The 25,173-nt window shown below is 74.7% G+C and carries 15 protein-coding genes; 8 read left to right on the top strand and 7 right to left on the bottom strand.

All coding sequences use genetic code 11. The annotated features are described in order from the left end of the window. The first annotated feature begins 10 nt into the window (after nucleotides 1-10). Together AB0D67_RS23275 and AB0D67_RS23270 are read left to right on the top strand one after the other, a co-directional pair. On the top strand, nucleotides 11-1,075 hold the full coding sequence (locus AB0D67_RS23275; RefSeq protein ID WP_362939337.1) for an alpha/beta hydrolase: 1,065 nt from the start codon (nucleotides 11-13) through the stop codon (nucleotides 1,073-1,075). Between the two features lie 220 nt (nucleotides 1,076-1,295). Continuing rightward, nucleotides 1,296-1,553 carry a mycoredoxin gene (locus AB0D67_RS23270; protein ID WP_362939334.1) on the top strand — a complete coding sequence of 86 codons (258 nt, stop codon included), beginning with the start codon at nucleotides 1,296-1,298 and terminating at the stop codon, nucleotides 1,551-1,553. A gap of 248 nt (nucleotides 1,554-1,801) precedes the next feature. Here the strand turns inward: AB0D67_RS23270 and nudC are convergent, their stop codons facing one another. Beyond that, nucleotides 1,802-2,779 (bottom strand): NAD(+) diphosphatase, encoded by a 978-nt coding sequence (nudC, locus tag AB0D67_RS23265; RefSeq protein WP_362939331.1) that lies wholly within the window; start codon nucleotides 2,777-2,779, stop codon nucleotides 1,802-1,804. A gap of 265 nt (nucleotides 2,780-3,044) precedes the next feature. Here nudC and AB0D67_RS23260 point away from each other — a divergent pair, with 265 nt between their 5' ends. The 5 genes from AB0D67_RS23260 (at nucleotide 3,045) to AB0D67_RS23240 (ending at nucleotide 10,320) form a co-directional block, all read left to right on the top strand. Next, a complete protein-coding gene (locus tag AB0D67_RS23260) occupies nucleotides 3,045-4,304 on the top strand; it encodes a siderophore biosynthesis protein (RefSeq protein WP_362939328.1) in 1,260 nt (419 codons plus the stop codon). Between the two features lie 113 nt (nucleotides 4,305-4,417). Continuing rightward, nucleotides 4,418-6,265, top strand: coding sequence for an IucA/IucC family protein (locus AB0D67_RS23255; RefSeq protein ID WP_362939325.1), 1,848 nt, complete (start codon nucleotides 4,418-4,420; stop codon nucleotides 6,263-6,265). Beyond that, nucleotides 6,259-7,836, top strand: a complete 1,578-nt coding sequence (locus AB0D67_RS23250; RefSeq protein WP_362939322.1) for an IucA/IucC family protein — start codon at nucleotides 6,259-6,261, stop codon at nucleotides 7,834-7,836. The genes AB0D67_RS23255 and AB0D67_RS23250 overlap by 7 nt, the downstream gene beginning before the upstream one ends. Further along, on the top strand, nucleotides 7,833-9,032 hold the full coding sequence (locus AB0D67_RS23245) for an alanine racemase (protein WP_362939319.1): 1,200 nt from the start codon (nucleotides 7,833-7,835) through the stop codon (nucleotides 9,030-9,032). The genes AB0D67_RS23250 and AB0D67_RS23245 overlap by 4 nt, the downstream gene beginning before the upstream one ends. Nucleotides 9,033-9,117: 85 nt before the next feature. After that, nucleotides 9,118-10,320: an erythromycin esterase family protein gene (locus AB0D67_RS23240; RefSeq protein WP_362939316.1), complete on the top strand. Its 1,203-nt coding sequence runs from the start codon at nucleotides 9,118-9,120 to the stop codon at nucleotides 10,318-10,320. Between the two features lie 44 nt (nucleotides 10,321-10,364). Here AB0D67_RS23240 and AB0D67_RS23235 read toward each other — a convergent pair whose 3' ends face one another. Genes AB0D67_RS23235 through AB0D67_RS23225 form a run of 3 tightly spaced genes read right to left on the bottom strand, consistent with a single transcriptional unit; the run spans nucleotide 10,365 to nucleotide 13,878 of the window. Next, nucleotides 10,365-11,903: an FAD-dependent monooxygenase gene (locus tag AB0D67_RS23235; RefSeq protein WP_362939313.1), complete on the bottom strand. Its 1,539-nt coding sequence runs from the start codon at nucleotides 11,901-11,903 to the stop codon at nucleotides 10,365-10,367. 1 nt (nucleotide 11,904) lies between these two features. Then, on the bottom strand, nucleotides 11,905-13,176 hold the full coding sequence (locus AB0D67_RS23230; RefSeq protein WP_362939310.1) for an erythromycin esterase family protein: 1,272 nt from the start codon (nucleotides 13,174-13,176) through the stop codon (nucleotides 11,905-11,907). A gap of 54 nt (nucleotides 13,177-13,230) precedes the next feature. Then, nucleotides 13,231-13,878 (bottom strand): CatB-related O-acetyltransferase, encoded by a 648-nt coding sequence (locus AB0D67_RS23225; protein ID WP_362939307.1) that lies wholly within the window; start codon nucleotides 13,876-13,878, stop codon nucleotides 13,231-13,233. Between the two features lie 230 nt (nucleotides 13,879-14,108). Between AB0D67_RS23225 and AB0D67_RS23220 the strand changes: the two genes are divergently transcribed. Beyond that, nucleotides 14,109-14,720: a TetR/AcrR family transcriptional regulator gene (locus AB0D67_RS23220; RefSeq protein WP_362939304.1), complete on the top strand. Its 612-nt coding sequence runs from the start codon at nucleotides 14,109-14,111 to the stop codon at nucleotides 14,718-14,720. A 99-nt stretch (nucleotides 14,721-14,819) separates the two neighbouring features. On the opposite strand, the gene AB0D67_RS23215 is transcribed toward AB0D67_RS23220, so the two are convergent. From AB0D67_RS23215 to AB0D67_RS23205, 3 genes are all read right to left on the bottom strand, one after another. Beyond that, the gene (locus AB0D67_RS23215) at nucleotides 14,820-18,458 is read right to left on the bottom strand and encodes a UvrD-helicase domain-containing protein (protein WP_362939301.1); all 3,639 of its coding nucleotides are present in this window, start codon (nucleotides 18,456-18,458) and stop codon (nucleotides 14,820-14,822) included. A gap of 118 nt (nucleotides 18,459-18,576) precedes the next feature. After that, on the bottom strand, nucleotides 18,577-21,861 hold the full coding sequence (locus AB0D67_RS23210) for an ATP-dependent DNA helicase (protein ID WP_362939298.1): 3,285 nt from the start codon (nucleotides 21,859-21,861) through the stop codon (nucleotides 18,577-18,579). A 360-nt stretch (nucleotides 21,862-22,221) separates the two neighbouring features. Then, entirely contained in the window at nucleotides 22,222-25,128 is a 2,907-nt protein-coding gene (locus AB0D67_RS23205; RefSeq protein WP_362939295.1) for a CDP-glycerol glycerophosphotransferase family protein, read from the bottom strand. Between the last annotated feature and the right edge of the window lie 45 nt (nucleotides 25,129-25,173).

Raw genomic sequence — 25,173 nt, 5'->3', positions numbered from 1 at the left:
GACGAGACTCGTGCGAACAGCGGTGACGGTGAGTGCGCTGGCCCTGGCGGCGTTGGCGTCCGGGCCCGCGATGGCGCACGCCTCCTCCATGTCCCTGGCCGTCCACGTGTCGGCGGCCTCGCCGGCCACGCCCGTCACGGCGGGGTCCATCGGCGTGGCGGGGGCCGTCATGCCGGGGTCCGTCGTCACGGCGGGGTCCGCGTCCGCCGCGGCGGCGAAGGGCGACCCCACCCCCACCCCGACCCCGACGCCGTCCTCCACCTCCTCGGCGCCCGCCACCGGCGACTCCGACCCGCTGGCCAGGGGGACCATCGTCGACACCGTCGCGTACGGCCGGCACACCCTGCAGCGGATGGACGTCTGGTACCAGCCCGACGAGCTCAGGCGGCCGGGTGTCTTCCTGATCCACGGCGGCTGGTGGTCGACCGGCGACAAGAAGCAGATGTCGGAGATCGCCCGGAGCTACGCCGAGCTGGGCTACACGGTCTTCAACCTCAACTACCGCCTCTCCGGCAACGCGGCCTGGCCCGCGCCCCGCACCGACACCTTCGACGCCATCGCCACCGCGCGCAAGCACGCGGCCCTGTGGTCCTTCGACCCGAACGACTACGTGGTGATCGGCTTCTCCGCCGGGGGCCACCTGGCCACCGCCGTCGGCACCTACGGCGAGCGGAGGCTGCCGGGGCTGCGCGGCGTGGTCGGCGTCTCCCCCGTGATCTCGCCGATCACCGCCTACAACGACGGCGCCGACACCACCGACGCCTACCGGCGCAAGCTGCGCGAGTCCGCCGTCCGCCTCGCCGGAGGGTGCGAGCCCGTCGAGTGCCCGAAGGTCTGGAACAGCATGGAGGTGCCGCTGCACGCGAGCCGCGGTGACGCCCCCATGCTGACGCTGCATTCGGAGGAGGAGTTCGTGCCGGTCGAGCACAGCCTCCGGCTCCAGGAGCGCCTGAAGCGGTTCGGCGTGCCGATGACGGTGCTGACCCAGCCGGGCGCCGACCACAGCTCGCCGATGTACCGGCAGCCCGGGGTGGCCGAGACGGTGCAGGAGTGGGTCGCGTCCCGGCTCCGCTGACGGCTTTCCCGGCCGCCTGCCGGAAAGGGTCCGGGGCCGGGCAGGAGGGGTCCGCGGGATCAGGCGGGAAGGGCCGGGGTGCCCGCCCGGGAGGGTTCGCGGACCGGACGGGAAGGATCCCGGAACCCGCCGGGAGAGGTCCGTGGATCGGGCGGGAAGACGAACGGCCTTCGCTTTGTTGCCATGAGCGCCGAACATCACATGAGGGGATGATCAAGACATGGCGCTCACCGTTTACACGACCAGCTGGTGTGGTCCCTGCCGGCGGCTGAAGTCCCAGCTCACCCGCGAGGGCATCGTCTACCGGGAGGTCGACATCGAGCGGAACCCCGACGCCGCGGAGTTCGTCATGAGCGTCAACAACGGCAACCAGGTCGTGCCGACCGTCGTCTTCGACGACGGCACCGCGGCGACCAACCCCTCGGTGATCGAGGTCAAGGCGCGGCTGCGGGCCGCGGCGGCCGTCGCCGGCGAGTAGCCTCCGCGCCGGCCGTCCCGCCGCTCCGGCGGGGAGCACGGCGGCGGCCAACGGTCCCGGTGGGGTGGTTCCCCCTGCCGGGATCGGCTTTCCCCGGACCGCGGAACCCGGCGGAACCCTGCGAACCCGGCGGGACCGCGTCGCGGATCACCGGCCCTCGCACGGCGACCCGCCGTACCTGCGGGACGACGTCGCGGATCACCGGCCTCCGCACGGCGGCTCGCCGTACTGCGGGACCGCGTCGCCGATCACCAGTCGCCGGACAGCGGCTCGCCGTACCAGGTCTCGATCAGCCTCCGGGCGATCGAAAGCCCGGACGGCAGCCGCACCTCGCCGCTCTCCAGCGCGGCCAGCAGCTCCGCACGGCCGAACCAGCGCGCCTCGGCGATCTCCTCCGGGTCGAGGACGAGCTCGGTGGAGGTGGCGCGCGCGAAGAAGCCCAGCATCAGGCTGCGCGGGAAGGGCCACGGCTGGCTGCCGAGGTAGCGGGCGCCGGTGACGCTCACGCCGACCTCCTCGGCCACCTCGCGGGCCACCGCGTGCTCCAGCGACTCGCCCGGCTCCACGAACCCGGCGAGCACCGACATCCGGCCCTCGCCCCACTCCGGACCCCTGGCCAGCAGGCAGCGGTCCTGATCGTCGTGGACCAGCATGATCACCGCGGGATCGACCCGGGGGAAGTGCTGGCTGGCGTCGCGGGGGCAGACGCGGACGTGCCCGCCCGACCGCACCTCCGTACGGCTGCCGCAGCGCGGGCAGAACTCGTGGGTGGAGTGCCACGCCTCCAGCGCGACCGCGTAGACCAGCAGCCCGGCGTCCAGGTCACCGAGCAGCGCGCCGATCTGGCGGAGCCCGGCGACGACGACCTGTCCGTCCGGGACGGCGGAGGCGGCGACCGGGGAGACGATCCGGCCGTGCGAGGCGCCCAGGACGGGCTCCGGCAGCGGCGCGGAGGCCGCGAAGTAGGCGACGCCCCCGGCGTCCACGCCGAGGAGGTAGCGCTCGCCCGCGGGCGCGTCCTCCGGGGCCGAGAGGACCAGCGAGAACTCGTCGCCCGACCGCCTGACCAGGGTGTTGCCGTCGTCGATGGTCAGGACCCGGGTGGCGGGATCGGCCCAGGCCCTCTCCAGCCACGCGGCGTCGCCCCGCAGCAGCGCCGAGCGGTCGACGGCGCTGCGCGCGAGGAGCAGCGGCCCCAGTAGTCCGTCCTGTGCTGTGATCTCCACGCTCTCCACGCCGTTCGCCTCCCAGACAGACTGGCCATCCTACGCCGCGCCCCCGGACGCCTCCCGCCGCGACTCCCGGACCGGCCCGCCGGAGCGGTGCGGAGCGCCTCGCCGGGCCCGCCGCCGGACCGTCCGGGGTGACTGGCATCCTCATGTCAGGCCGGACATGTACCGTGTTTACGCCGAGACGCCAGCGTGATGATCTCCACCCGGTTAAGATGAACCGAGTTAGGTTAGCCTTACCTGATAAACGGGGGTCCCCGCATTGCGCCTGTACCTCACCGCGCTCAAACCGACCGACTCGGTCACGGACGGGTTCCTCCCCGCGGCACGCGCGCTGGCCTGCGACGTCACGATCCTGACCGACCGCCCCGAACGGCACGCGGCCTCCGGGGCCGAGGTGCTGCGGTGCGACGTCCGCGACGCCCGCTCGGTGATCGACCTCATCGCCCACCACCACGCGCCCGACGCGATCTTCTCCAACTCCGACCACCTCCAGGCGGAGACCGCCCTCGCCGCCGCGTACTTCGGCCTGCCGGGCAAGGACTGGCGGGCCTGCCTCGCCGCCAAGAACAAGGCGCTCACCCGGCGGCGGCTGGCCGAGGCCGGGGTCGAGACCGTCCGCTCGGTACGGCTGGCACCGGACGACCCGGTCCCTCCCGACCCGCCGTTCCCCGCGGTCGTCAAACCGCGCGAGGGCGTGGCCAGCGAGGACGTCGTGCTGGTGGCCGACGCGGGCGAGCTCGCCGCGGCCGTCCGGGCGATCCGTGACCGGCGGCCGGGTGAGGCGCTGGTGGTGGAGGAGTACCTCGACGGGCCCCTGCACACGCTGGAGACCCTCGGTGACGGCACTGACCTGCGGGTGCTCGGCGGCTTCCGCACCACGCTGGGACCACCGCCGCACTTCGTGGAGGAACGGCTCGACTGGGCGGACCCTCCCGGAAGGGAGCACGTGCTGCGAGCCCTCGCCGCGCTGGGCGCGGGCTTCGGGGCCTGCCACACCGAGTACGCGATGACCCCGGCCGGGCCGCGGATCGTCGAGGTCAACTACCGGGTCATCGGAGACCACTGCGACTTCCTCCTCGCGGACCTGCTGGGCGTCCCCCTGTTCGAGCACGTTCTCGCCGTCCATCTGGGCGAACGGTTCGGCGCCCGGCCGGGGAACCCAGCGGGGGCGGACGAGCGGGCGGGACGGGCCCCGGGGATCCCCGGGGGCGGCAGCGGCCTCCCGGACCTCCCGGACCTCCCGGACCCGGCGGGCCGGCCCGCTGGGCACGGGACCATACTGAGCCTGGTGGCCGACCGGCCGGGGACCGTGACCGCGGCCCCGGGCGTGGTGGACCCCGCCCCCGGCGACCGGGTGCGGCTCTGGCACCGGCCGCTGCGCGCCGTCGGCGACCGGATCGAGCCGTCCAACACCAACCGCGACTACCTGGGCATCGTCCGCGCCATCGGCCCCGACCGGGCGAGCGTGGACGACGCCCTCGCGGCCTTCGCCGCAACCGCGCGCTGGGAGGTCGCATGAGCCACGCGAACGGCGGGCGCGGCACGGACGGCAGGCGCCCCGCGGACGGCGGGCGTCGCGTGAACGGCGGGCGCCCCGTGAGCGGTGCGCGCCCGGTGAGAGGAGGGCACGGCATGGACGGCGAGCACCGCGCGGGCGGGGCCGGCGGGCGGGAGCCGTACCTGGCGGCCCGGGTCCTGAACGCGCTGCTGCGTGAGGACTACGGCGGTCTGGCCGGGCGGGTCACGCGGAGCAGGGACGGCGTCGTGCTGCTGCTGCCCACCGGGCGGCAGGTACGGCTGGCGGCGGGGTCGCCGTTCCAGGACTTCGTGGTCGCCCCGCAGGAGGCGCTGCGCCTGGCGGAGGTCCTGCACGCGCTGCGGGAGGTCTCCGCGCCCGCGGACGCCGCCGGGGTGGAGGCGTTCGCCCGGGAGTGCGGGGAGGCGCTGCGCGCCCTCGAACTCCATGACGCCCACCGCGAGGAGGTGCTGGCCCGCCTCGCCCGCCGTACCCCGGTGGGCCGGCGGACCGGCGGTGGCCCCGGCGGGCGGCTTCCGGACGGACGCGGCGACGGCTCCGGCGGGCGGGCCCCCGTCGATGTCGGCTCCGGATCCGGGACCGGGACCGGGACCGGGACCGGAGCGGGGACCGGCCCCCGGGCGGAGGCGGACGCCGGGCGGCTCGACGCGGTGCGCTACGAGGCGCTGGCCGCCTTCGTGGACCACCCGGTCTACCCGACGGCGCGCTGCCGGACCGGGCTGACCGACGAGGAGCTGGTGGCCTACGCGCCGGAGTTCGCGCCCGCCTTCGAGCTGCGCTGGGCGGCCGTGCCCCGGGAGCGGGTCACCGGGGCGGCACTGCCGTGCGCGCCGGAGTTCCCCGCGGTCGGGCTGCCCGGCGAGCTCGCCGGGACGCACGTGCTGTTCCCCGTCCATCCGCTGACGGCCCGCGCGGTCGAGGAGATCCCGTGGGCGGTCCTGGCGCCGGAGCCGTACCTCGAGGTCCGGCCGACGCTCTCTACGCGCACGGTCGCGCTCGACCGGCGCGCGCACCTGAAACTGCCGCTGACCACCAGCACGCTGGGACTGCGCAACCGGCGGTCGATCAAGCCGGAGACGCTGGCCGACGGGGCGCGGGCCGAACTGCTGCTGCGCCGCATGCCGGACCCGCGGGTGCTGCTGGCCGACGAGCAGACCCACGCCCACGCCGGGCACGAGTACCTCGGCTGGATGCTCCGCCGCCACCCGGCCGGGGAGATCGTCCCGGTGGCCGCGCTGCCCGCTCCCCTGCCGGGCGGCGGGCTGGTCGCCGAGGAGCTCGCCGGGCGGTGGTACCGGGGGGAGGCGGCGGAGATGCTCCAGGACTACCTGCGCCTGCTGTTCTCCTACAACGTGCGGCTCTTCGTCCGGTACGGCACCGCGCTGGAGGCCCACCAGCAGAACCTGTCACTGGTGTTCGGCGACGGACCGGCCAGGCTGCTGGTCAAGGACTACGACGGCCTGCTGACCTCCCCGGGGCGGCTGCGGGCGGCCGGGATCGAGGTGCCGGACTTCGCCGACGAGCGGATGCTGACCGACGACCCGCACGCGCTCGCCGACGTGTTCGTGACCATCACCCTGCACCTGGCCGCGACCGCGGTGACGTCCGGGGTGCTGCCGCCCCCGCGGGCGTTCCGGCTGGTCCGCGACGCCCTGGCCGAGGCTCTCGACGAGCACGGCTACGACCCCATGGCCAGGCTGCTGCGGGCCAGGACCCTCGACGCCGCCCGGCTGGTCGGCAAGTCGATGGTCACCGCCGGGACGCTGGTGGACAAGGCCCGCACCGGGGCGCGCGACGTGAACAAGTTCTACGGCACCAGCGGCCCCAACTACCTGCGCCAGATCCCCGCCGGTCCCCCGGCCCCCCGCGACGGCTCCACCCGTGACGGATCGGCCCGTGACGGCTCCGCCCGTGGCGCGGCCGGGAGAAGGGCGCCGTGTTGACCGGCCTCGCGCTCACCTCCCCGGCCGCCGCCGCCGAGGAGGCGTCGCTGGCCGCGCTGCTGCGCTGCTGCGTCCGGGAGGTGGCCGGGCCGCGCGGGCTGGTGTGGCACGCCGAGCCGTACGTGCTGCTGCGGGTGGCGGGCACCCTGCTGCGGGCCCGGACGTACGGCGGGCTGGCGCTGCGGTTCGACGGGCCGCCGGAGCGGCTGGACGAAGGGCGCTGGCGGCCCCTGTCGGTGGACCTGCTCGTCCGGCTCGTCGAACGGGAGCTGGGCGAGACCGCGGACGCGGCGAACGAGGAGTTCGCGACCCAGGTGGGGGCGAGCCGGGAGGCCATGGCGGCGCTGGTCGCCGCCCGCCGGGACGTCCCGCCCCCGGCCGACCCGTGGCTCGCCTCGGAGCAGGGGCTGGTCTTCGGCCACCCGTTCCACCCCAGCCCGAAGGCGCGCGGCGACGCGGGCTGGCTGCGGCACGCCCCGGAGGCGCACGCGAGCTTCCCGCTGCGGCTGCTCGGGGTGCGCGACGACGTGCTGGCCGGGGCGGGCGACACCGGTCCGCTCGACGGGCTGGGCGCCGCACCGCCGGGCTACACCCTCCTGCCCGCGCATCCGTGGCAGCTCGATCTGCTCGCGGCGGAGCTGGCCGCCCCGCTGGCCGACGGGAGGCTGACGGACCTGGGAAGCGCCTCGCGGGCGTCGGTCCCCACCTCGTCGGTCCGGACGGTCTACGAGCCGGGGATCGACCGCTGCCTGAAGTTCAGCCTGGACGTGCGGATCACCAACTGCGTCCGGAAGAACTCCTGGTACGAGCTGGCGGGCGCGGTGGAGCTGACCCGGCGCCTCACGCCGGTGTTCGCCGGCCTGGCCGAGCGGTTCCCCGGCACCCGGTGGCTGCCCGAGCCGGGCTACCGCTCCGCGGCCCTGGGCACCCGGCTGCTGGAGGGGCTGAGCGTGATCGTCCGGGCGAGCCCGTGGTCGGTCTGCCGTCCGGGGGTGACCCCGCTGCTGAGCGGCGCGCTGGCCGCCGCCGGCGACCGGCCCGCCGACCCCGCGCGGTGGTGGCGGGCCTACGTGGAGCGCGTCGCGCCGCCGGTGCTCGACGCCTACCTGACCCACGGCGTGGTGCTGGAGGCCCACCTGCAGAACGTGCTCGTCGGCGTGGACGCGGCCGGGCTTCCGGTGGAGGCCGTCTTCCGCGACATGGAGGGCGCCAAGCTCGTCGCCGGCCGTCACGACCTCGCCGGACTGCCGGGCGAGGTCGCCGCGGCGCTCACCTACGACGAGGAGGGGGGCTGGAACCGGGTGGTCTACTGCCTGATGGTCAACCACCTGCCGGAGATCGCCGCCCGGCTGGCCGGCCCCGACCCCGGCGCGGCGCGGGAGCTGTGGGCGGTGGCCGGGGAGGTGCTGGCCGGGTACGCCGGGTCGCGGGGCCGGCAGCGCCGGCTGTCGGACCTGCTGGCGGGCGCCCCGCTGCCCGCCAAGGCCAACCTGTCGGTCCGGTGGGCCCGCGCCGCCGACCGCCGCGCCGGATACGTGCCGGTCGCCAACCCGCTGGCGATGGTCTCGTGACGGCCGCCGTCCCGCCGTACGGCCCGGCGCCCGCGGATCCGGCCCCGGCTCCAACCCCGGCCACGGGGCCGGGCCGCGGTGTCCCGCCGTACGGCCTGGCGACCGCTGACCTGCCCGCCTACGTCTACGACCTCGCCGCGCTCGACGGGCACGCCGCCGCTGTGCGGGCCGCGCTGCCGGGGATCGAGCTGTACTACGCGGTCAAGGCCAACCCCGACGCCGAGCTGCTGAGGGTGCTGGCCCGGCACGTGGACGGCTTCGAGGTCTCCTCGGCGGGCGAGCTTGCGCACGTCCGGAGGCTCTTCCCGGACGTCCCGACGGCCCTCGGCGGTCCGGGCAAGACCGAGACGGAGCTGGAGCTGGCCGCGGACGTCGCCCGGCTGCACGTGGAGAGTCCCGGCGAGCTGCGGCGGCTCCTGGACTCCGGCCGCCGCGCCGACGTGCTGCTGCGGGTCAACCTCGACGTGCCGGTGGGCGGGGCGTCGCTCGCCATGGGCGGCGGCGCGACGCCGTTCGGCATGGACCCCGCCGACGTCGCCCGCTGCGCGGCGGCGCTGGAGGGGCAGGACAGGGTACGGCTGCGCGGCGTTCACGCCCACCTGGCCAGCGGGCTCGCCGCCGCCGACCTGCTGCGGCTGGCCGGGGCCGTGCTGGAGTACGCCCGCGCGCTCGGGGTGACGGAGGTCAACCTCGGCGGCGGCATGGCGGTGTCCTACGCCGACCCGGACGACCGCTTCGACTGGCGCTCCTACGGCGAGGGCCTGGCGCGGCTGCGCCGTCCGGGCGAGGTGCTGCGGATCGAGCCGGGACGGTCCCTGACCGCCTACTGCGGGCGGTACGTGACGCGGGTGCTCGACGTCAAGCGGGTCCACGGCGAGCTGTTCGCCGTGGTCGCCGGGGGTACCCACCACCTGCGCACCCCCGCCGCCAAGGGGCACTCCCAGCCGATGGCCCCGCTGCCGCCGGGCGAGCCGGTCACGATCGCCGGGCAGCTGTGCACGCCCAAGGACGTCCTCGCCCGCCGGGCGCCGGTCGCGCTGGCCCCCGGCGACGTCGTGGAGTTCACCATGGCGGGCGCCTACGCCTGGAACATCTCCCACCACGACTTCCTGATGCACCCGCCGCCGTCGTTCCGCTATCTGGGCCGGGCGGCGGTCCGGGACGGCCACCGGAGCGGCCGCCATGCCGAGGAGTGACCCACCGTTTTGAGGGTTTCGTCTCGTGATGCCGGGCGCATTGGGCAAAAGTGCCAACCGGGGGTTCAAAGATAGCGTCGAAGGCATGGTCAACGACATGAAAGACGCCGTCCACGCCGTCCACGCCGCCGCCGTCATGGGGCTGCTCCCCGCCCGTCCGCGGGTGCTCGCGCTGGGCGAGCCCACCCACGGCGAGGACGTCCTGCTCGACGTGCGCAACGAGCTCTTCCGGCAGCTCGTCGAGCGGGAGGGCTACCGGACGATCGGGATCGAGAGCGACTGCCTGATGGGCCTGGTCGTGGACGACCACGTCACCTCGGGCACCGGCACCCTCGACGAGGTCATGGAACGCGGCTTCAGCCACGGGTGGGGAGCCGCCGCGGGCAACCGTGAGCTCGTGCGCTGGATGCGCGCGTACAACGAAGGCCGGCCGCCGTCCGAGCGGGTGCGCTTCGCCGGTCTCGACGGCCCGCTGGAGATCAGCCACGCCGCGAGCCCCCGTCAGGCCCTCACCGCGCTCCACGGCCACCTCGCGGCCCGGGTGGACGCGGATCTGCTCCCCTGCGACGCGGAGACGCTCGACCGCCTGCTCGGCGACGACGAGCGGTGGGCGAACCCCGCCACGATGATGGACCCCTCCGAGTCCGTGGGGCGGTCGGCCGAGGCCGGGGAGCTGCGGTTGATCGCCGACGACCTGGTGGCGCTGCTCGACGCGGAGACGCCGCACCTCGTCGCGACCTCCTCACGGGAGGAGATGGAGCGGGCCCGCCTGTACGGGCGCGCCGCCGTCGGCCTGCTGCGCTACCACCACTGGATGGCCGACACCTCGCCGGGCCGCATGCGGCGGCTGCTGGGCCTGCGGAGTTCGATGATCGCCGCCAACGTCCTCGCCGTCGCCGAGCGGGGCCCGGCGCTGGTCCACGCCCACAACGCGCACTTCCAGCGGGAGAAGAGCACGATCCGGATGGGTGACGCGCCGTTCGAGTGGTGGAGCTCCGGCGCGATCGTGAGCGCGTTCCTGGGTGAGGAGTACGTCTTCCTGGCCACGGCCCTCGGCACGATCCGGCACCGGGGGGTGGACACCCCGCCCGCGGACACCGTCGAGGGACTCCTGTACGGGCTCCGGAAGGACCGCTGCCTCCTCGACCCCCGCCGGCTGGCCGCCGCCCTCGGCGACACGCCGCCCTCCCCGCGCGTGTCCCCCTGGTTCGGCTACGCCCCCCTGGACCCGGCCCACCTGGCCGGGATCGACGGGATCGTGTTCGTCGGAGACCTCCCGCCGAACTAGGTTCCCCGGCCTCCGGGACGGGGATCGCCGATGCCCAGGCCGCGTCAGGGTGTGCCGAACCAGGTGGAGAGCGCCTCGCGCAGCGCGGGTACGGCGGTGCCGGCGGGCTCGTCGACGGGTGCGGCCCAGGCGATGTGGGCGTCCGGGCGGATCAGCAGGGCGTCGGCGGGCCGCCGGTCGGTCTTGGCGGTGTGGATGTCGACGCGGTCCTTCCAGTCGCGGGCGGCCTCGCGCAGATCTGCACGGCCGGCGAGGTCGAGGAGGACGGGCCGGGCGGGGTGCAGAAGTCCGGCGACGCCGGTGATCCCCCGGTCGGTGTGCAGGGTGAGGTCGGGGGCGAAGGTTCCGGCCAGCGGGTGGTGGCCCGAGCCGGGCATGGGGTGGCGGATGTCGGTTCCGGCGACGAGCGCTCCCATGCGGCGCAGCGGCTGTTCGTCGGCGAGCAGTTCGGAGAACACTTCGCGCAGTGCTTCGGCGGCCTCGTCGTGCCCGCGTCGCAACGCCACCTGGGCCCGGGTGTGCAGCATGGTACGGGCGCCGGCGAGGTGGCGTTCGTCGTGGTAGGTGTCCAGCAGGCCGCCCGGCGCCCGGCCGTGGAGTTCCGCGGCCAGTTTCCAGGCCAGGTTGACCGCGTCCAGCAGGCCGGCGTTGAGCGCCACCCCGGTGGCGGGGAACAGATGTGCGGCGTCACCGGCCAGCAGGATGCGCCCGGCCCGGTAGCGCTCGGCCTGGTGGGCCTTGAAGGTGAAGCGCGACAGCCGCGTCGATCCGGCCAGGGGCAGGTGCGCGCCGAGTACGCGGTGGATGCTGTCCTGAAGCTCGGTCAGCGTCATCGGGACGTCGTCGTCGTACTCGGTGCTCTCGTCCTCGATGGTGTAGAGGGAGACGCTCCGGGCGCCGGGTGAGGAGCCGACGCCGAGCAGGCCCCGGTCCGTGCGGGTGAAACCCGCACGGACCGTGCCGAAGCCGGGGACGTCGAGATCGCCGTTGTCCAGCACGGTCACCTCGTCGGACAGGGTGACCTGGGCCAGCCGGTTGACCTCCGGGTAGGTGACGCCGGGGAACGGGATGCCGGCCCGGTCCCGGATCCCGCTGCGCGCGCCGTCGCAGCCCACCAGGTAGCGGGCGTTCACCTGGTACGGACCGTCCGGGCCCCGCACGTCCACCGTCACCGCGGTGTCGTCCTGGCTCACCCCGGTGACCTCGTGCCCGCGCCGGACGTCCACGCCGAGCTCGCCGGCGCGTTCGTCGAGCAGCCTCTCCAGCGACTGCTGCGGCAGCGGCAGCGCGTGCAGCGGCGGATCCGCCATCCGGGTGAAGTCCAGATGCACCCCGCCGAACGGGAACCGGGGCGCCGGGACGGGGCCGGTGCAGGCCGCCTGGAAGCGTTCCAGCAGGCCACGGTAGCGCAGCAGCTCCAGGATCTGCCCGCCGAGACCCCCGGCCTTCGGGGTGTCGCGGCGGTGCGGGTGCCGCTCCAGCACCAGCGGCCGCACCCCGGCCAGGCTCAGTTCACCCGCCAGCATCAGGCCGGTCGGGCCGGCTCCAACAATGACCACGTCGGCGTTCTTCATGTGTCGCATCTCAGTCCTCGATGTCGGCGACGGTGGAGACCGGGGTGGTGAGGACGGCGTCGAACGCGTCCAGGACGGGCGTGTGCAGGTAGGCGCTCTGGATCCGGTAGCGGTCGGGGCCGGGGGTCTCGCGGGGCGCCCTGCGGAGGTCGGCGATGCTCAGTCCGAGCCCGGCCTCGGCGAAGGCGGCCTCGACGCTTCCCGGCTCGGGCGGCTGCAGCTCGGTGTCGTCGATGGTGAAGCCGAAGCGCGCGTCCTCGTCGGGACGCATGTCGGCGGTGTGCCCGGCGGAGCTGGTCAGGGCGAGGGCGACGTAGTCGTCGCCGAGCGCATGGTGGAGGTGCTGTCCCATGGGCAGCCCGGTGAGATGGCCGTCGAAGGAGACCGGCGTCTTCTGGATGTGGGCGTTGTGGGCCGCCAGCACGATGCGGGCAGCGGGGCCGAGGCGTTCCAGGTGCCACAGGACCGACCCGGCCATGTAGACGTCCCTGGCCGAGGTGTCGGCGGTCAGGCCGGTGCCGGCGAACAGGCCGGCCATGGCGCGGAAACCGTAGTCGGCGGCGCAGGCGGCCTCAAGGCGGCGCAGGGCGATGTCGTAGCCGTCCCGGCCGGTGCGGGAGACGTACAACGGCTCGACGGCACGGAACCGCATGAGCAGCCGCATCAGGGCCGCGCTGAGAGCGTCCTGCTCGGCGGCGGTCAGGCGGGTCCAGGCCGGTGCGGCCGAGGCCGCGGAGGCGCCGGCGAACGACCCGGCGATCCGCATCGCCTCCTGGATCATCGGGAGGACCTCGGGATCGGCCTCGCGCAGGTAGTCGGCGACCGGGGCGAGCGCGGGCAGCAGGGACCCACCGGCCGCCGGGACGTCGATCCCGGCGAAACGCACCGGCACCCCGGCCGAGGCGTTGTGCCGGCGCATCCAGCGCAGCGGTTCGCCGACCCCGACCGGGATCGCCTCGGCGAGCCGGGCCCGCAGCTCGTCGTCGGGGCCCTCGCCCTGGGCCCAGGCGTCCAGCGGGAACCCTTCGCTGAAGCCGTACTCGAAGGCCAGAACGGTGAAGCCGCAGCGTTCGGTCAGGAACCGCAGGATGCGCCGGCGCATGAGCGAGAACTCGGTGATGAAGTGGGAGTTCTCACCGATCGCGACGACGCGGGCCGCTCCGACGAGTTCACGCAGCGGCTCCAGGTCGTCGAGCGGCGCCTCCGGGTCGAGGTGGGTGAGCGGGGCGGCGTGGTCGCCGAGCCAGTCGGTGAACGAGCCGGGATGGGACGGAGCAGACATCGGGCAACTCGATTCTGTGGTGAAGGGGATTTCAACGGCGGGTGGGGGCACCGGTCACATCCGCGCGGGCGCCGCCTTCTCCAGGTCGTCGACGCTGCCGGACATGATCGTGCGGATGTGAGCGGTGATGTGCTCCAGCGGCCAGTCCCACCAGGCCAGGGCCAGGAGACGCGCGATGTCGGCGTCACTGTGGCGGCGGCGGATGAGCCTGGCGGGGTTGCCGCCGACGACGCCGTAGTCGGGCACGTCCTCGACGACGACGGCGCCCGAGGCGATGATCGCGCCGTGGCCGATGCGGACGCCGGGCATCACCGTGGACCGGTAGCCGAACCAGACGTCGTTTCCCACCACGGTGTCGCCCCGTCCGGGTAGGCCGGTGATGAGGTCGAAGTGCTCGGCCCAGGAGCCGCCCATGATCGGGAAGGGGAACGTCGAGGGGCCGTCCATCCGGTGGTTGGCGCCGTTCATGATGAACCGGACGCCCTCGCCCAGCGCGCAGAACCTCCCGATGACCAGCTTCTCCGGCCCGTAGTGGTACAGCACGTTGCGGGTCTCGAAGGCGGTCGGGTCGTCGGGGTCGTCGTAGTAGGAGAACTCCCCGGCCTCGATCAGCGGCGAGGTGATGAGGGGCTTCAGCAGCACCAGGCGCGGCTGGCCGGGCATGGGGTGCACCACGGTCGGGTCGGCGGGAACGGGTATCACGGGAGCGTCGTCTTTCCGGTGAGGTGAGGTGAGGTGGTGGTGAGGAACGTCAGACCCGGTCACCCGGACGTCGTGCGCGCCGAGGCGGGGCGCACCCGCTCGCGGGCCCCTGAGGACGGACTCCGGTCTGGCCGCTCTTATCTGTACGGAACGTACCGTACCGATAAGACGATGTCCAAACCGGGATTCAGCGTCAAGTACGGACCGTTCCGTACCGATAAAGTGGCGGCATGACCGACACGCCCCATCGTCGCGGCGCCGACCGGACCGAGGCCATCATGCGGACCACGCTGGAACTCGGTCAGGAGATCGGCTACGCGAAGCTGAGCATCGAGGCGGTCGCGGCCCGCGCGGGCGCCGGCAAGCAGACCATCTACCGCCGATGGCCCTCCAAGGGAGCCCTGCTGCTCGACTCGCTGTTGTCGCTGAACGAGCCCGGCCTGGACTACCCCGACACCGGCGACCTCGTCGCCGACCTGCGCACGCAGATCTACGCGGCCGTCGACCTGCTGGGCAGGCCACCCTTCGGCCCCTTGTTCAAAGCCCTGGTCGGCGAGGCCCAGCACGATCCCCGGATCGCCGCCACGCTCAACGAGCGCTTCATCACCCCGCAGGCGGACAAGACCGTCGCCCGGCTGAAGACGGCCCGTGACCAGGGCCAGCTGTCGCACGCCTTCGATCTCGGCCTGGCGATGGCGGTCCTGTCCGGCCCGCTGTACTTCCAGCTCCTGATCACCCAGGAGCAACTGACCCATGAGTACGTCGACCGGATCCTCGACGCCCTCTTCGCCGGGATGAGGCCCCGGCCACAGGCCGACCGGGATCTCCCCGGAGCCCGGTGAGCCCTGACGCCCCCGCCGCACTCACGGCGGCCGTCGTCTCCGCCGGTCGCGGGACACGCCGGGTCCTCGGCGAACGCCGCGGAGACCCGGAACGGAGTGTCAGCCGACGGCGGGGACCGACTCGATGAGGGCGGCCAGGCCGCGCTCGTCGAGGAGGTCGGCCGGGCGGACGGTCTCGTTGGACCTGACGTAGTGGAACGCGGCGCTCACCGCCGGCAGGGGGACGCCGGCCAGGTGGGACCAGGCCAGGCGGTAGGCGGCGAGCTGCACCGACGCGGACGTCTCCGCCTTCCGGCCCTCGGGGCGGCGGCCGGTCTTCCAGTCGACGACCTCGTAGCGGCCGTCCGGGGTCTGGAACACCGCGTCCATCCGGCCCCTGACCAGCCGGTCGGCGATCATCGTCTCGAACGGCACCTCGACCTCGATCGGCTCCCGGGAGGCCCACTCGCTCTCCTCGAACCGGGCGCGCAGCTCCTCCAGGCGGGCGTCGGCCTCCTCGAAGCCGTCGTCGAAGGCGCCGGGCAGGTCGAGCTCGTCGATCAGCCGCTGCTGGCCCCAGCGGGACTCCAGCCAGCTGTGGAAGGAGGTGCCCCTGCGCGCCAGCGGCGCGGGCCTGCGCGGCACGGGACGGCGGATCCGCCGGGCCAGGGCCTTGGGGTCGGAGGCCAGCGTGACCAGGGAGGAGACGGTCAGGTGGGTGGGCAACTCGACCCGGCCGCCGCCGCGCCGCCGGTTGGTCTCCCGCTCCCTGAGCAACAGCTCGGTGTCGCGTGCCCACGCCCTGGCCCGTTCGCGGTCCCAGCCGCGCAGTTCGGCGAGGGTCCTGGCGTGCCGGTTGCCCGGGTCGTCCCCGAATCCGGCGAGGTGGGCGGCCTGGTCGGCGATGGTCACCGCCGCGTCCTCCCGCCCGTCCTGACCGGCGACGGGCTCCGCGGACTCCGCGGACTCCGGGGCCTCCGGATCCGCCGGGGCGGCGCCGCCGGAGGCGTCCCACGCGTCCTCCGGGACGTCCCAGGGATCGTCCGGGAAGGGGACCTCCTCGTCCTCCGGCGGGAGGGGGATGTCGCCGAGCGGCACGTACGGGTCCGCCGTACCGGCTTCGGAGCCGCCCACCGTACCGGGCCCGCCCGCCGTACGGCCGGACGGGTCCGCGGGGGCGTCGCCGCCGGTGAGGGCGGCGAGGGCGGCCTCGACCAGGTCGGCGCCGTCGCGGACGGCGATGTAACGCGCGTCGTCGGGGCTGACCGGCCAGGCCGACTCGGCGGGTTCGGCGAGCAGCGGGTTGACGGCGTCCTCGGCCGCCTCGGGCGCCCAGGCCGCCACCCGGCCGCAGGTGTCGCGGATCTCCAGCAGGAACTCGGACGGCAGGAGCGGCTTGGACCCGGTGCCCCAGCGGTAGCCGGAGGCGATCAGCAGGTAGTGGGCGCGGGTCACCGCGACGTAGGCCAGGCGGCGCTCCTCCAGCAGGTCGCGGTCGCGGCAACGCTCGTCGAAGTCGCCCAGCTCCTCCTTCGACAGCCCGGTCAGCCGGGGCAGGTCCGAGGCGTCGCCGCGCAACGGGTAGGGCAGCTTACGGGCGTTCTCCGTCCACCGGGGACTGGTCGTCGGACGGGCCGGGAAGATCGTTCCCACGGTGAGCGTCCCGGCCTTGGACAGCGCCTGCGACATTCCGGGCACCACGACGACCGGCCACTCCAGGCCCTTGGAGGCGTGGACGGTCATCAGCTTCACGCTGTTGCTCTCGCCCACCCGGCCGGCGTCCAGGCCGTTCTCCTCCTCGTCGGCCGCCTTCAGGAACGCCAGGAAAGCCCCCAGCGTCGGGTCCTCGGAGTCCCCGGCGAACCGGGCGGCGGCGTCGAGGAACGCGTCGAGGTCGGCGCGGGAGGCGAACGGGCCGACGGCCGTCCCCCGGGCCGCCACCTCGATGTCCAGGCCGAGCCTGCGCTCGATCTCGGCGATCAGGTCGGGCAGCGGCTGACCGGTGTGGGCGCGCAGGGTCCGCAGCTCCTGGGCCATGGCCAGCAGCCGCACCCGGGCCAGCGGCGAGAACGCCTCCTGCCACTCGGGGCGTTCGGGCAGCTCGTCGAGGGCGTCGACCAGGCTGCCGCGTTCCTCGGCGAGGTCGGCCACGACCTGGTCCAGCGGATCGGACCCGGCGGACGGGCCCTCGGACTCCTCCCGGTGCTCGCGGTTCAGCTCGCGCGCCCGGTCGCCCAGCTCCTTGAGGTCGGCCGGGCCGATCCGCCAGCGCGGACCCGACAGCAGGCGCACCAGGGCGTCGCCCGCCGACGGGTCGTAGACCACCCGCAGCGTGGCCACCACGTCGGCGACCTCCGGTACGGCGAGCAGCCCGCCCAGGCCGACCACCTCGACCGGGATGCCGCGGGCCTCCAGCGCCCGGCGCAGCGCGGGGAACTGCGACCGCTTGCGGGCCAGGATCGCCACGTCGTGGGGTTGCAGGCACTGCGGGCCGCCCCAGGCGCTCTGCTTGGCCTTCCTGCGCTCGCCGTCGCCCCACGGCAGGCCGTCGGGCGCGCTCTCACTGCCCAGCAGCCGCGCGATCTCCGCGGCGACCCACTCGGCCTCGTCGTCGGCGGTTTCGTGGAAGGCGCACGTCACCCGCCCGCGCTGGATGCGGTTGCCGCCCGGAACCAGCACCGGCACGTCCCGCGACTCCATCCGGAGCCGGAGCTGCACCCGCGCCGCGACGTCCAGCACGGCGTCGCCGTTGCGGAAGCTGACCGACAGGAACCTGACCGGGGCCGGCTCCCCGGAGGGGGTGCGGAAGTCGCGGGGGAAGCGGCTGAGGTTGCCCGACGACGCGCCGCGCCAGCCGTAGATGGACTGGCAGGGGTCGCCCACGGCGGTCACCGGGTGGCCGCCGCCGAACAGCGCGCGCAGCAGGACGAGCTGGGCGTGGCTGGTGTCCTGGTACTCGTCCAGCAGGACGACGGCGAACCGGCCCCGCTCGATCTCCCCGACCTCGGGGTGGCCGGAGGCGATCCGGGCGGCCAGCGCCATCTGGTCGCCGTGGTCGACGACCTCGCGCCGCCGCTTGAGCCTGCCGTACGCCTCCACCAGCGGCAGGAGCTGCTCGCGGGCCCGCTGGGTGACCAGCGGGCGGCGCTGGGCCAGGGTGGGCGAGCCGGGCAGCTCGCCGTAGCGGTCGGTGAGCCAGGCGCCGACCTCCCGCACGTCCGCCGGGGTGCGCAGGTGTTCGGCCAGCTCACCGGCCAGCTCCAGCACCGCCCGGGTGACGGTGGCCGGGCCCCACTCGATCTGCTCCATCGGCCCGTCGTAGCCGCTGACCACCCGCTGGGCGAGTTGCCAGGAGACGGCCGGGCTGATCAGGCGCATGGTCGGCTCCAGCGCCTCACGCAGGGCGTGGTCGGTGACCAGCCGGGCCGCGTAGGCGTGGTACGTCGAGATCGTCGGCTCGCCCTCCAGCAGCTCGGCGGGGACCTGCGCGGCGGCGACCAGGCCGGCCAGGCGCTCGCGGACCCGGTGGGCCAGCTCGCCCGCGGCCTTGCGGGTGAAGGTCAGGCCGAGGATCTGGTCGGGGCGGACCAGGCCGTTGGCCACCAGCCAGACGACCCGCCCCGCCATGGTCTCGCTCTTGCCGGACCCGGCGCCCGCGACGACGACCATCGGCTCCAGGCCGGCCTCGATCACCGCGGCCTGCTCCGGGGTCGGGGGGAGGATGCCCAGCTTCTCGGCGAGCTGGATCGGGCTCAGCACGCGGCGCCCCCGCGCGGTACGGCCCGGCCGGGCGCGACGCGGCGCTCCCGGGCACGGCACGGCGTGGCACGGGACGCCGGGGAACGGCGCGGCGCGGCCCCGCGCCGGGTGGTACGGCTCAGCACACCTGGTCTCCGTTCTTGCTGACCGGGCAGCTCGACCGCACGGCGCACGTACGGCAGCCGTCGTTGACCTTGGCCTGGAAGAACGGACCCGACATGCCGGTCGCGACGGTCTCGACCATGTCGCGGGCCCAGCCGGGGTCGGTGTCCTCCGCCAGGGGCCGCTGGATCTGCTCCTTGGCGTCCTTCTTGCCCGCCGCGTCGCCCACCTGGACCAGGGCCGCCCCGCCGGGCTCGGTCATCCCGTGCCGCTGGAAGGCGCCCAGCAGCGCGGCGAGCTGGTACACCCCGAGCTGGGGGTGGCGGTCCAGGTCGGCGTCCTTGGGGCCGTTCTTGCCCGTCTTGATGTCGATGATCACCGCCCGGCCGTCGGCGTCGCGCTCGACGCGGTCGACCCGGCCCTTGATCTGCACGCCGTCGGCGAGCGTGGCGACGAACGCCTCCTCCAGGCCGACCAGCTCGCGGGGGTTCTCCCGGTGCCAGCGCAGGAACTTGGCGACCATCTCCTCGGCCACCCGGCGCTGCTTGCGGTTGTACCAGAGGCCGCCGAAGTCGAGCTCGCCCCAGACGTCGTCCAGGCGCTTGCCCAGCGTCTCCTCGCTCGGCATGCCGGTCGCGGCCAGCACGGCCAGGGCGTGCACGACCGTGCCCAGGCCCCGGGCCGCGTCGGTGCCGCCCGCGCCGACGGAGGTCTCCAGCAGCCAGCGCAGGCCGCACTTGGTGAAGTTCTCCACCGCCGAGGGCGAGATGCGCACGATGCCGTCGGGCCAGTTCAGCGGGCGGTCGTCGGAGACCGGGGTCAGGGCGTACCACTCGTCGGGGTGCGCGCCGGGCACCCCGGCGACGGCGAGCCGGGCCAGGTGCTCGGCGGCGGCCCTGCGCAGCGGGGCGGGCCGGGTCGAGTCGGTCACCGCCGAGCGCAGGTCGGCGACCAGCGCCGACATGCTCAGCCAGCGGGAACGCTCGTCGACCCCGACGTCCTCGCCCGAACCGGGCACCAGCTCGGTGAGGAACCGGGAGGGGCGCTCCTCGCTGTCCTCCCCGCCGACGGCGGTGACGACGAGCCGCTTCCTGGCCCGGGTCGCCGCGACGTAGAACAGGCGGCGCTCCTCGGCCAGCACCTGGGAGGTCAGGGCGGCGGCGACGGCGGACGGGCTCTCGTTCTCGGAGCCGCGGGCCCGGGCGACCATGTCGTCGGTGCGCAGGACCGGGCCGTGCGGCCGCAGGTCGGGCCAGACGCCCTCCTGGACGCCGGCGACGACCACCACGTCCCACTCCAGGCCCTTGGAGCGGTGCGCGGTCAGGATGCGCACCGAGTCGGCGTCGGGGGCGCGCTCGGCGAGGGAGTCTCCGGGGATCTCCTGGGAGACGAGGTCCTCCACGAACACCTCGACGCCGGCGTGCGGGAGCCGGTCGACGAACTTGGCCGCGTGGTCGAACAGCGCCACCACCGCGTCGAGGTCGCGGTCTGCCATGGCGCCCCGGAACCCGCCCGAGAGGCTCGTCTCGGTCCACTTCTCGGCCAGGCCGGTGGTCTTCCAGACGGTCCACAGCACGTCCTCGGCGGTGCCGCCGCGCCGTACGGCCTCGGTGGCGCCGGCGATGAGGCGGGCCACCCGCTCGGCGGGCAGCGCCACGTGCGGCTCGACCCGGACCAGCTCCCGGGAGTCCTTGAGCGCGGCGACGAGGAGCTCACCGGACGAGCGGGGCGCCGGCGCCTCGCGCTCCTCCAGCGGGATCGGGAACCCGTCCCCCTCCGGCGCGCCGGCGTCGTCCCGCGGGCCGGGCACGTCTCCGCCGGGGATTTCGTCCTCGCGGGACGGGTCGTCGCCGGGGGCGTCGTCGTCACGGGGCTGATCGCCGCCGGGGACGTCGCGTTCGTCGGGGTGGAGCAGCGCCTCGTGCTCGGCGATCCGCAGCGCCCTGCGCAGGCGGCGCACGCCGATCATGTCGGTGCCGCCGAGCGCGCCGGTCAGCAGCTCCTCGGCCATGGCCTCGTCGAGGTTCTCCGGGTGGAGCGCGACCTGGATCAGCCGGATCAGCGGCCGCACGCCGGGCTCCTGGAACAGCGGCACCTCCCCGCCGCCGACCACCGCCGGCACCCCGGCGCTCACCAGCGCGCGGCGCAGCAGCGGGAGCTGGCGGGTGGCCGAGCGGACCAGCACCGCCATCCTCGACCAGGGGACGCCGTCCAGCAGATGGGACCGGCGCAGCGTGTCGGCGACGACGGCGGCCTCCTGGGTCGCGCCGTCGGTCACCACGACCCGGACCTCGCCGGGGACGGCGTCCGGCAGGGCGCGCAGGTCGCGGTGGTGGGCCGCGCCGCCGAGCGGGGAGGGCAGGCGGGCGGTGACGCGGCGGGTGGCCCGGAGCAGCTCCGGGCCGCTGCGGCGGCAGACGCGCAGTGCCAGGACGGGCGCCCCGGAGCCGTCGGCGCGGCGGAACCGGTCGGGGAAGTCCATGATCCCGCGCACGTCGGCGCCGCGGAAGCCGTAGATCGACTGGTCGGGGTCGCCGACCGCGACGAGGTCGCGGCCCTCCCCCGCGAGCTGCTGGAGCAGCAGTTCCTGGGCCGGGTCGACGTCCTGGTACTCGTCGACGAAGACGACGTCGTAGGCGGACCGCTCGCGCAGCCGCGCCTCGGGCTCGGCGAGCAGGGCGGCGGCGGCGCGGATCAGGTCGGCGTAGTCGAGCACCGGCTCGGCGTCGAGGTCGAACCGGGTGTGGTAGCGGTCGGCGAACCGCCCGGCGGCCACCCAGGAGGGGCGGCCGTGCGTGCGGCCCAGCTCGACGAGGTCGCGCCCGCCGAGGCCGATCTCGGTGGCGCGGGCCAGGAAGTCGCGCAGCTCCTGGGCGAAGCCGCGGGTGGCGAGGGCCTCGCGCATGTCCTCGGGCCACTGGAGGGCGCCGTCCTCCAGCTCGCCGTGGAGCAGCCGCCGGATCTCCAGCAGCTGCTCGGGGGCGGTCAGCACACGCGGCGGAACCCGTCCGGCGAGGACGGCCTCGCGGCGCAGCAGGGCGTAGGCGTAGGAGTGGAAGGTCATCGCCAGCGGGGTGCGGGTCGTACGGCGGATGCGGGCGGTGATGCGCTCGCGCAGCTCCTCGGCGGCCCTGCGGCTGTAGGTGAGGACCAGCACCCGCTCGGGGTCGGCGCCCCGCCGCTCGACCCGGTCGACGACGCTCTCCACGATCGTGGTGGTCTTGCCGGTGCCGGGTCCGGCGAGCACGAGCAGCGGGCCGCTCCCATGCGCCACCACCGCACGCTGGTGCTCGTCGAGCACGGGGGCAACAGCCTTCCCCGCGCCCTCACGACGTACCAGACGCCAACCCTGACCACTCACAACTCGTCATTCCACCAGATCCCGGGCGATGATCGTGCCGAGTCGGCGCGAGTCGCACGGTGAAAGACGCCGCGGCGGCGGGCGGGCCGCCCGGGGGACCCCGCCGGACCTCGGAGGGAACGCTCCCCGGCGGCCAAGGGCCGTCGGAAATCTCACAGAATGTCTGAAGATCTCACCGGAGCCGGGACGCCGCGGGACACCGGAGCGCCCCGCGGGCCTTCCGGGCCGGATCCCACCGGTCCCGCCGGGGAACAGCGGGACCCGCGGACCGGGGCCTCACCGCGGCCCGGCCCCCGCGTGTCAGGAGCCGCCGAAGACGTGGTCCACCACCCGGCCGGTCGCCTTGCCGTCGTCGCGGGGCGCGTAGGTGCGGCGGAACCGCTCGTAGCGGTCGGCGTGCGCGGCGGCCACCTCGTCGATCGTCCGCAGCGCCTCCGTCACCTCGGCGGCGGTCGTCAGCAGCGGCCCGGGGACCTCGGCCGCGAGGTCGAGGTACAGGCCCCGCTTGGCCGAGTAGCGCTGCGCGTCGTAGGTGAAGAAGAGCATCGGACGGCCGGTCGCGGCGAAGTCGAACATGATGGCCGAGTAGTCGGTGATCAGCACGTCGGCGATCAACAACAGATCCGTCACTTCCGGATATGTCGTGACGTCCAGTGCGAGGTCGCGCGACACGTTCGGCGCCGCCTGCATCGGGTGTCCCCTGACCAGGAACGTGTGGCCCTCCCCGAGGACCCGCCGCGCCTCGGCGAGGTTCAGCTTCACCGAGGCGTTCCTGCGGTCGTAGTCGCGGAAGGTCGGCGCGTAGAGCACCACGGTGGAGCCCTCGGCGATGCCCAGCTCGCGCCGCACCCGCGCGGCGACCTCGTCCCGGTCGGGGGACGACAGCACGTCGTTGCGCGGGTAGCCGCTCTCCAGGATCTCCCCGCGATAGCCGAACGCCTTGCGCAGGATCGGGGTGGCCCACGGGCTCTGCGAGATCAGCAGGTCCCAGCCGCGCACCTCGGCCGCCTGGCGGTGCCAGGCCGCCGGCTTCGGGTCGCGCGACATGTGCGGCAGGTCGTTGCCCAGGCGCTTGAGCGGGCTGCCGTGCCAGGTCTGCACGACCGTCTGGTCCTCGCGGGCCCGGAACCACGGCGGCAGGAAGCCGTTGGCCACGACGTACCGGGAGCGCGCGAGCGCCGCGTAGTGCTCGCGGCTGCCGGAGCGGACCACCGTCGGGCGGATGTCCGGGCCGAAGCCCAGCTCGGCCGAGCCCGGCGGGACGAACGCGCCGTCCTTGACCACCCAGATGTGCTCGCGCTCGTCGCCGCGCCGTACGCGCTCCTCGTAGATCGCGCGGACGTTGCCCTCGTACTGGCGGCCGTCGTAGGAGACGTAGACGGTCGCGTCGGTCGGCTCCATGGCCCGCTGGGCGGGATAGAAGGTGCGCTGCAGCGCGTACAGGCCGCCGGCGCCCTTCTCGTCGTCGGGCACGTGCTCGGCGACGGTCAGCACGGGGACGTCGAACCGCGTGGAGACCAGGCGGTACTCCCGCCCGTCGCGGATCCTCGTCTCCTCGTCCAGCGAGCCGAGAAGGGCGTGGTCGGTGCGGACCGGCACGATCTTCCCGCCGGGGTCGCGGACCGCCATGCTCCAGGTGCCGCTCGCCAGCGAGACGGTCCCGGCGAAGCGGGGCATCGCGGCGGGCGCGAACCGCACCGTGAAGCGTTCGCCGTCACGTTCCAGCGGCACGGTGTGGATCAGGCCGGTGCGGTGCTTGAGGCTCAGCTCGACCGCGCCGGGAGCGGCGGGGTAGGTGCCGGCGAGGGTGAGCGTGCCGTCCGCGGACCAGGCCGCCTCGGAGACGACGGGGCGGACGCGCTGGGCGGAGACCGACACGCGGTCGCGCCGGTCGCCCAGCACGGTGATCTCCCGCTCACCGATCACCGAGCGGCTCTCCGCGGCGCCGCCCAGCATCACCGGGGCCGCGGGCTCGCCCTTGGGCTCCACCCAGAGCCTGCCGCCGTCGCGCTCCTGCAGCAGGGACGGTACGGCGAGCGGCACGACGACGTCGGTGCCGCCCTCGACGGGGGTGAAGTCCGCAGCGATGCGGTGGCCGTCCAGCCGCGCGTTGCCCCTGGCGTGCTGCTTGCCGGGGAGGAAGACCCGCAGCTCCAGCCGGTCGCCGTCCAGCGTCACCCCGGTCAGCTCGGCCCGGGTGGGCTGCAGCGCGACCTGCAGGGCGCGGTCGGAGGTCCAGACCGGGCGGATCCACCGGCGGTCGCCGATGTCCAGGCCCGCGGGCCGCTCGGTGCGGCCGGTGGAGGGGCCGCGCAGCAGGCCGACGGCGCGGGCGCCGCGGCTCCAGATCACGATCTCCGCGCGCCACGTCGTGGTGTCGCGCACGACGGAACGGCGGCGCAGCAGCCGCCTGCCGCCGCGCAGCACGGTCCGCGCCCCGGCGCGCCAGCGCAGCGACCAGGGACGCAGCTCGGCGACGAAGCCGGACCAGTCGTAGTTGCAGCCCGCCTCGGCGGCGCCGTGGGTCGCCGAGGGGTCGAGGACGCGGCGGGTGCGCAGCCGTACGGGCGGCAGCCAGCGGGGACCGCGCAGCACGACGGTGGCGTGGTTGAAGCGAGGGCCGCGGACCGACAGGCCCGCGAGGTAGGCGTGGCCGGTGATCCGCAGCCGTCCGCCCGACCAGGAGATGTCCTCGATCCGCGTGATCGGGACGAGGTCGGCGGCGCGCAGCCGGAACATGCTCTCCGGGAGCTCGTCCTGGAACGGCAGGTCGGCGTACCAGCGCATCTTCCTGCGGACCCGGCGCGACGGCTCGGCGCCCGCCGCGACGATCTTCTGGAGCGTGTCGCCCTCGACGAGATCGTCCGCCTCGCGGGTGTCGACCAGGTGGAAGGCGATCCTGCGCGCCACCGGCAGGTCGCGCTTGACCTTGGCGTCCACCCCGGCGAGGTACGGCTTGACGAGGGTGACGAACTCGCGCCTGCGGGCCGCGCCGCGCTTGACCGCGAGGTCCAGCCGGGCGCCGAGCGGGCCCGCCAGGACCTCGGCGTCGAGCCGGCGGCGCTGGGCGGGCGTGAGCCCTTCGGCGAGCACCGTCGCCATCATCGATTCCAGGGGCTCCCCGCGATCGCAGAGATCCTGGACGACCTTCAGGCGGTCGGCGACGGGATCGCCGCCTGCCCGCGAGGGTGTGACGCCGGTGGCCATTGGGGGGAGGCACCGCCTTTCGGACAGATCGCTGTCCTACGCCAT

Source organism: Streptosporangium sp. NPDC048047 (assembly GCF_040653115.1).
GTDB lineage: Bacteria > Actinomycetota > Actinomycetes > Streptosporangiales > Streptosporangiaceae > Streptosporangium.
Note: the sequence above shows the minus strand (reverse complement) of the source record. Positions and strands in the feature narration are given on the sequence as shown.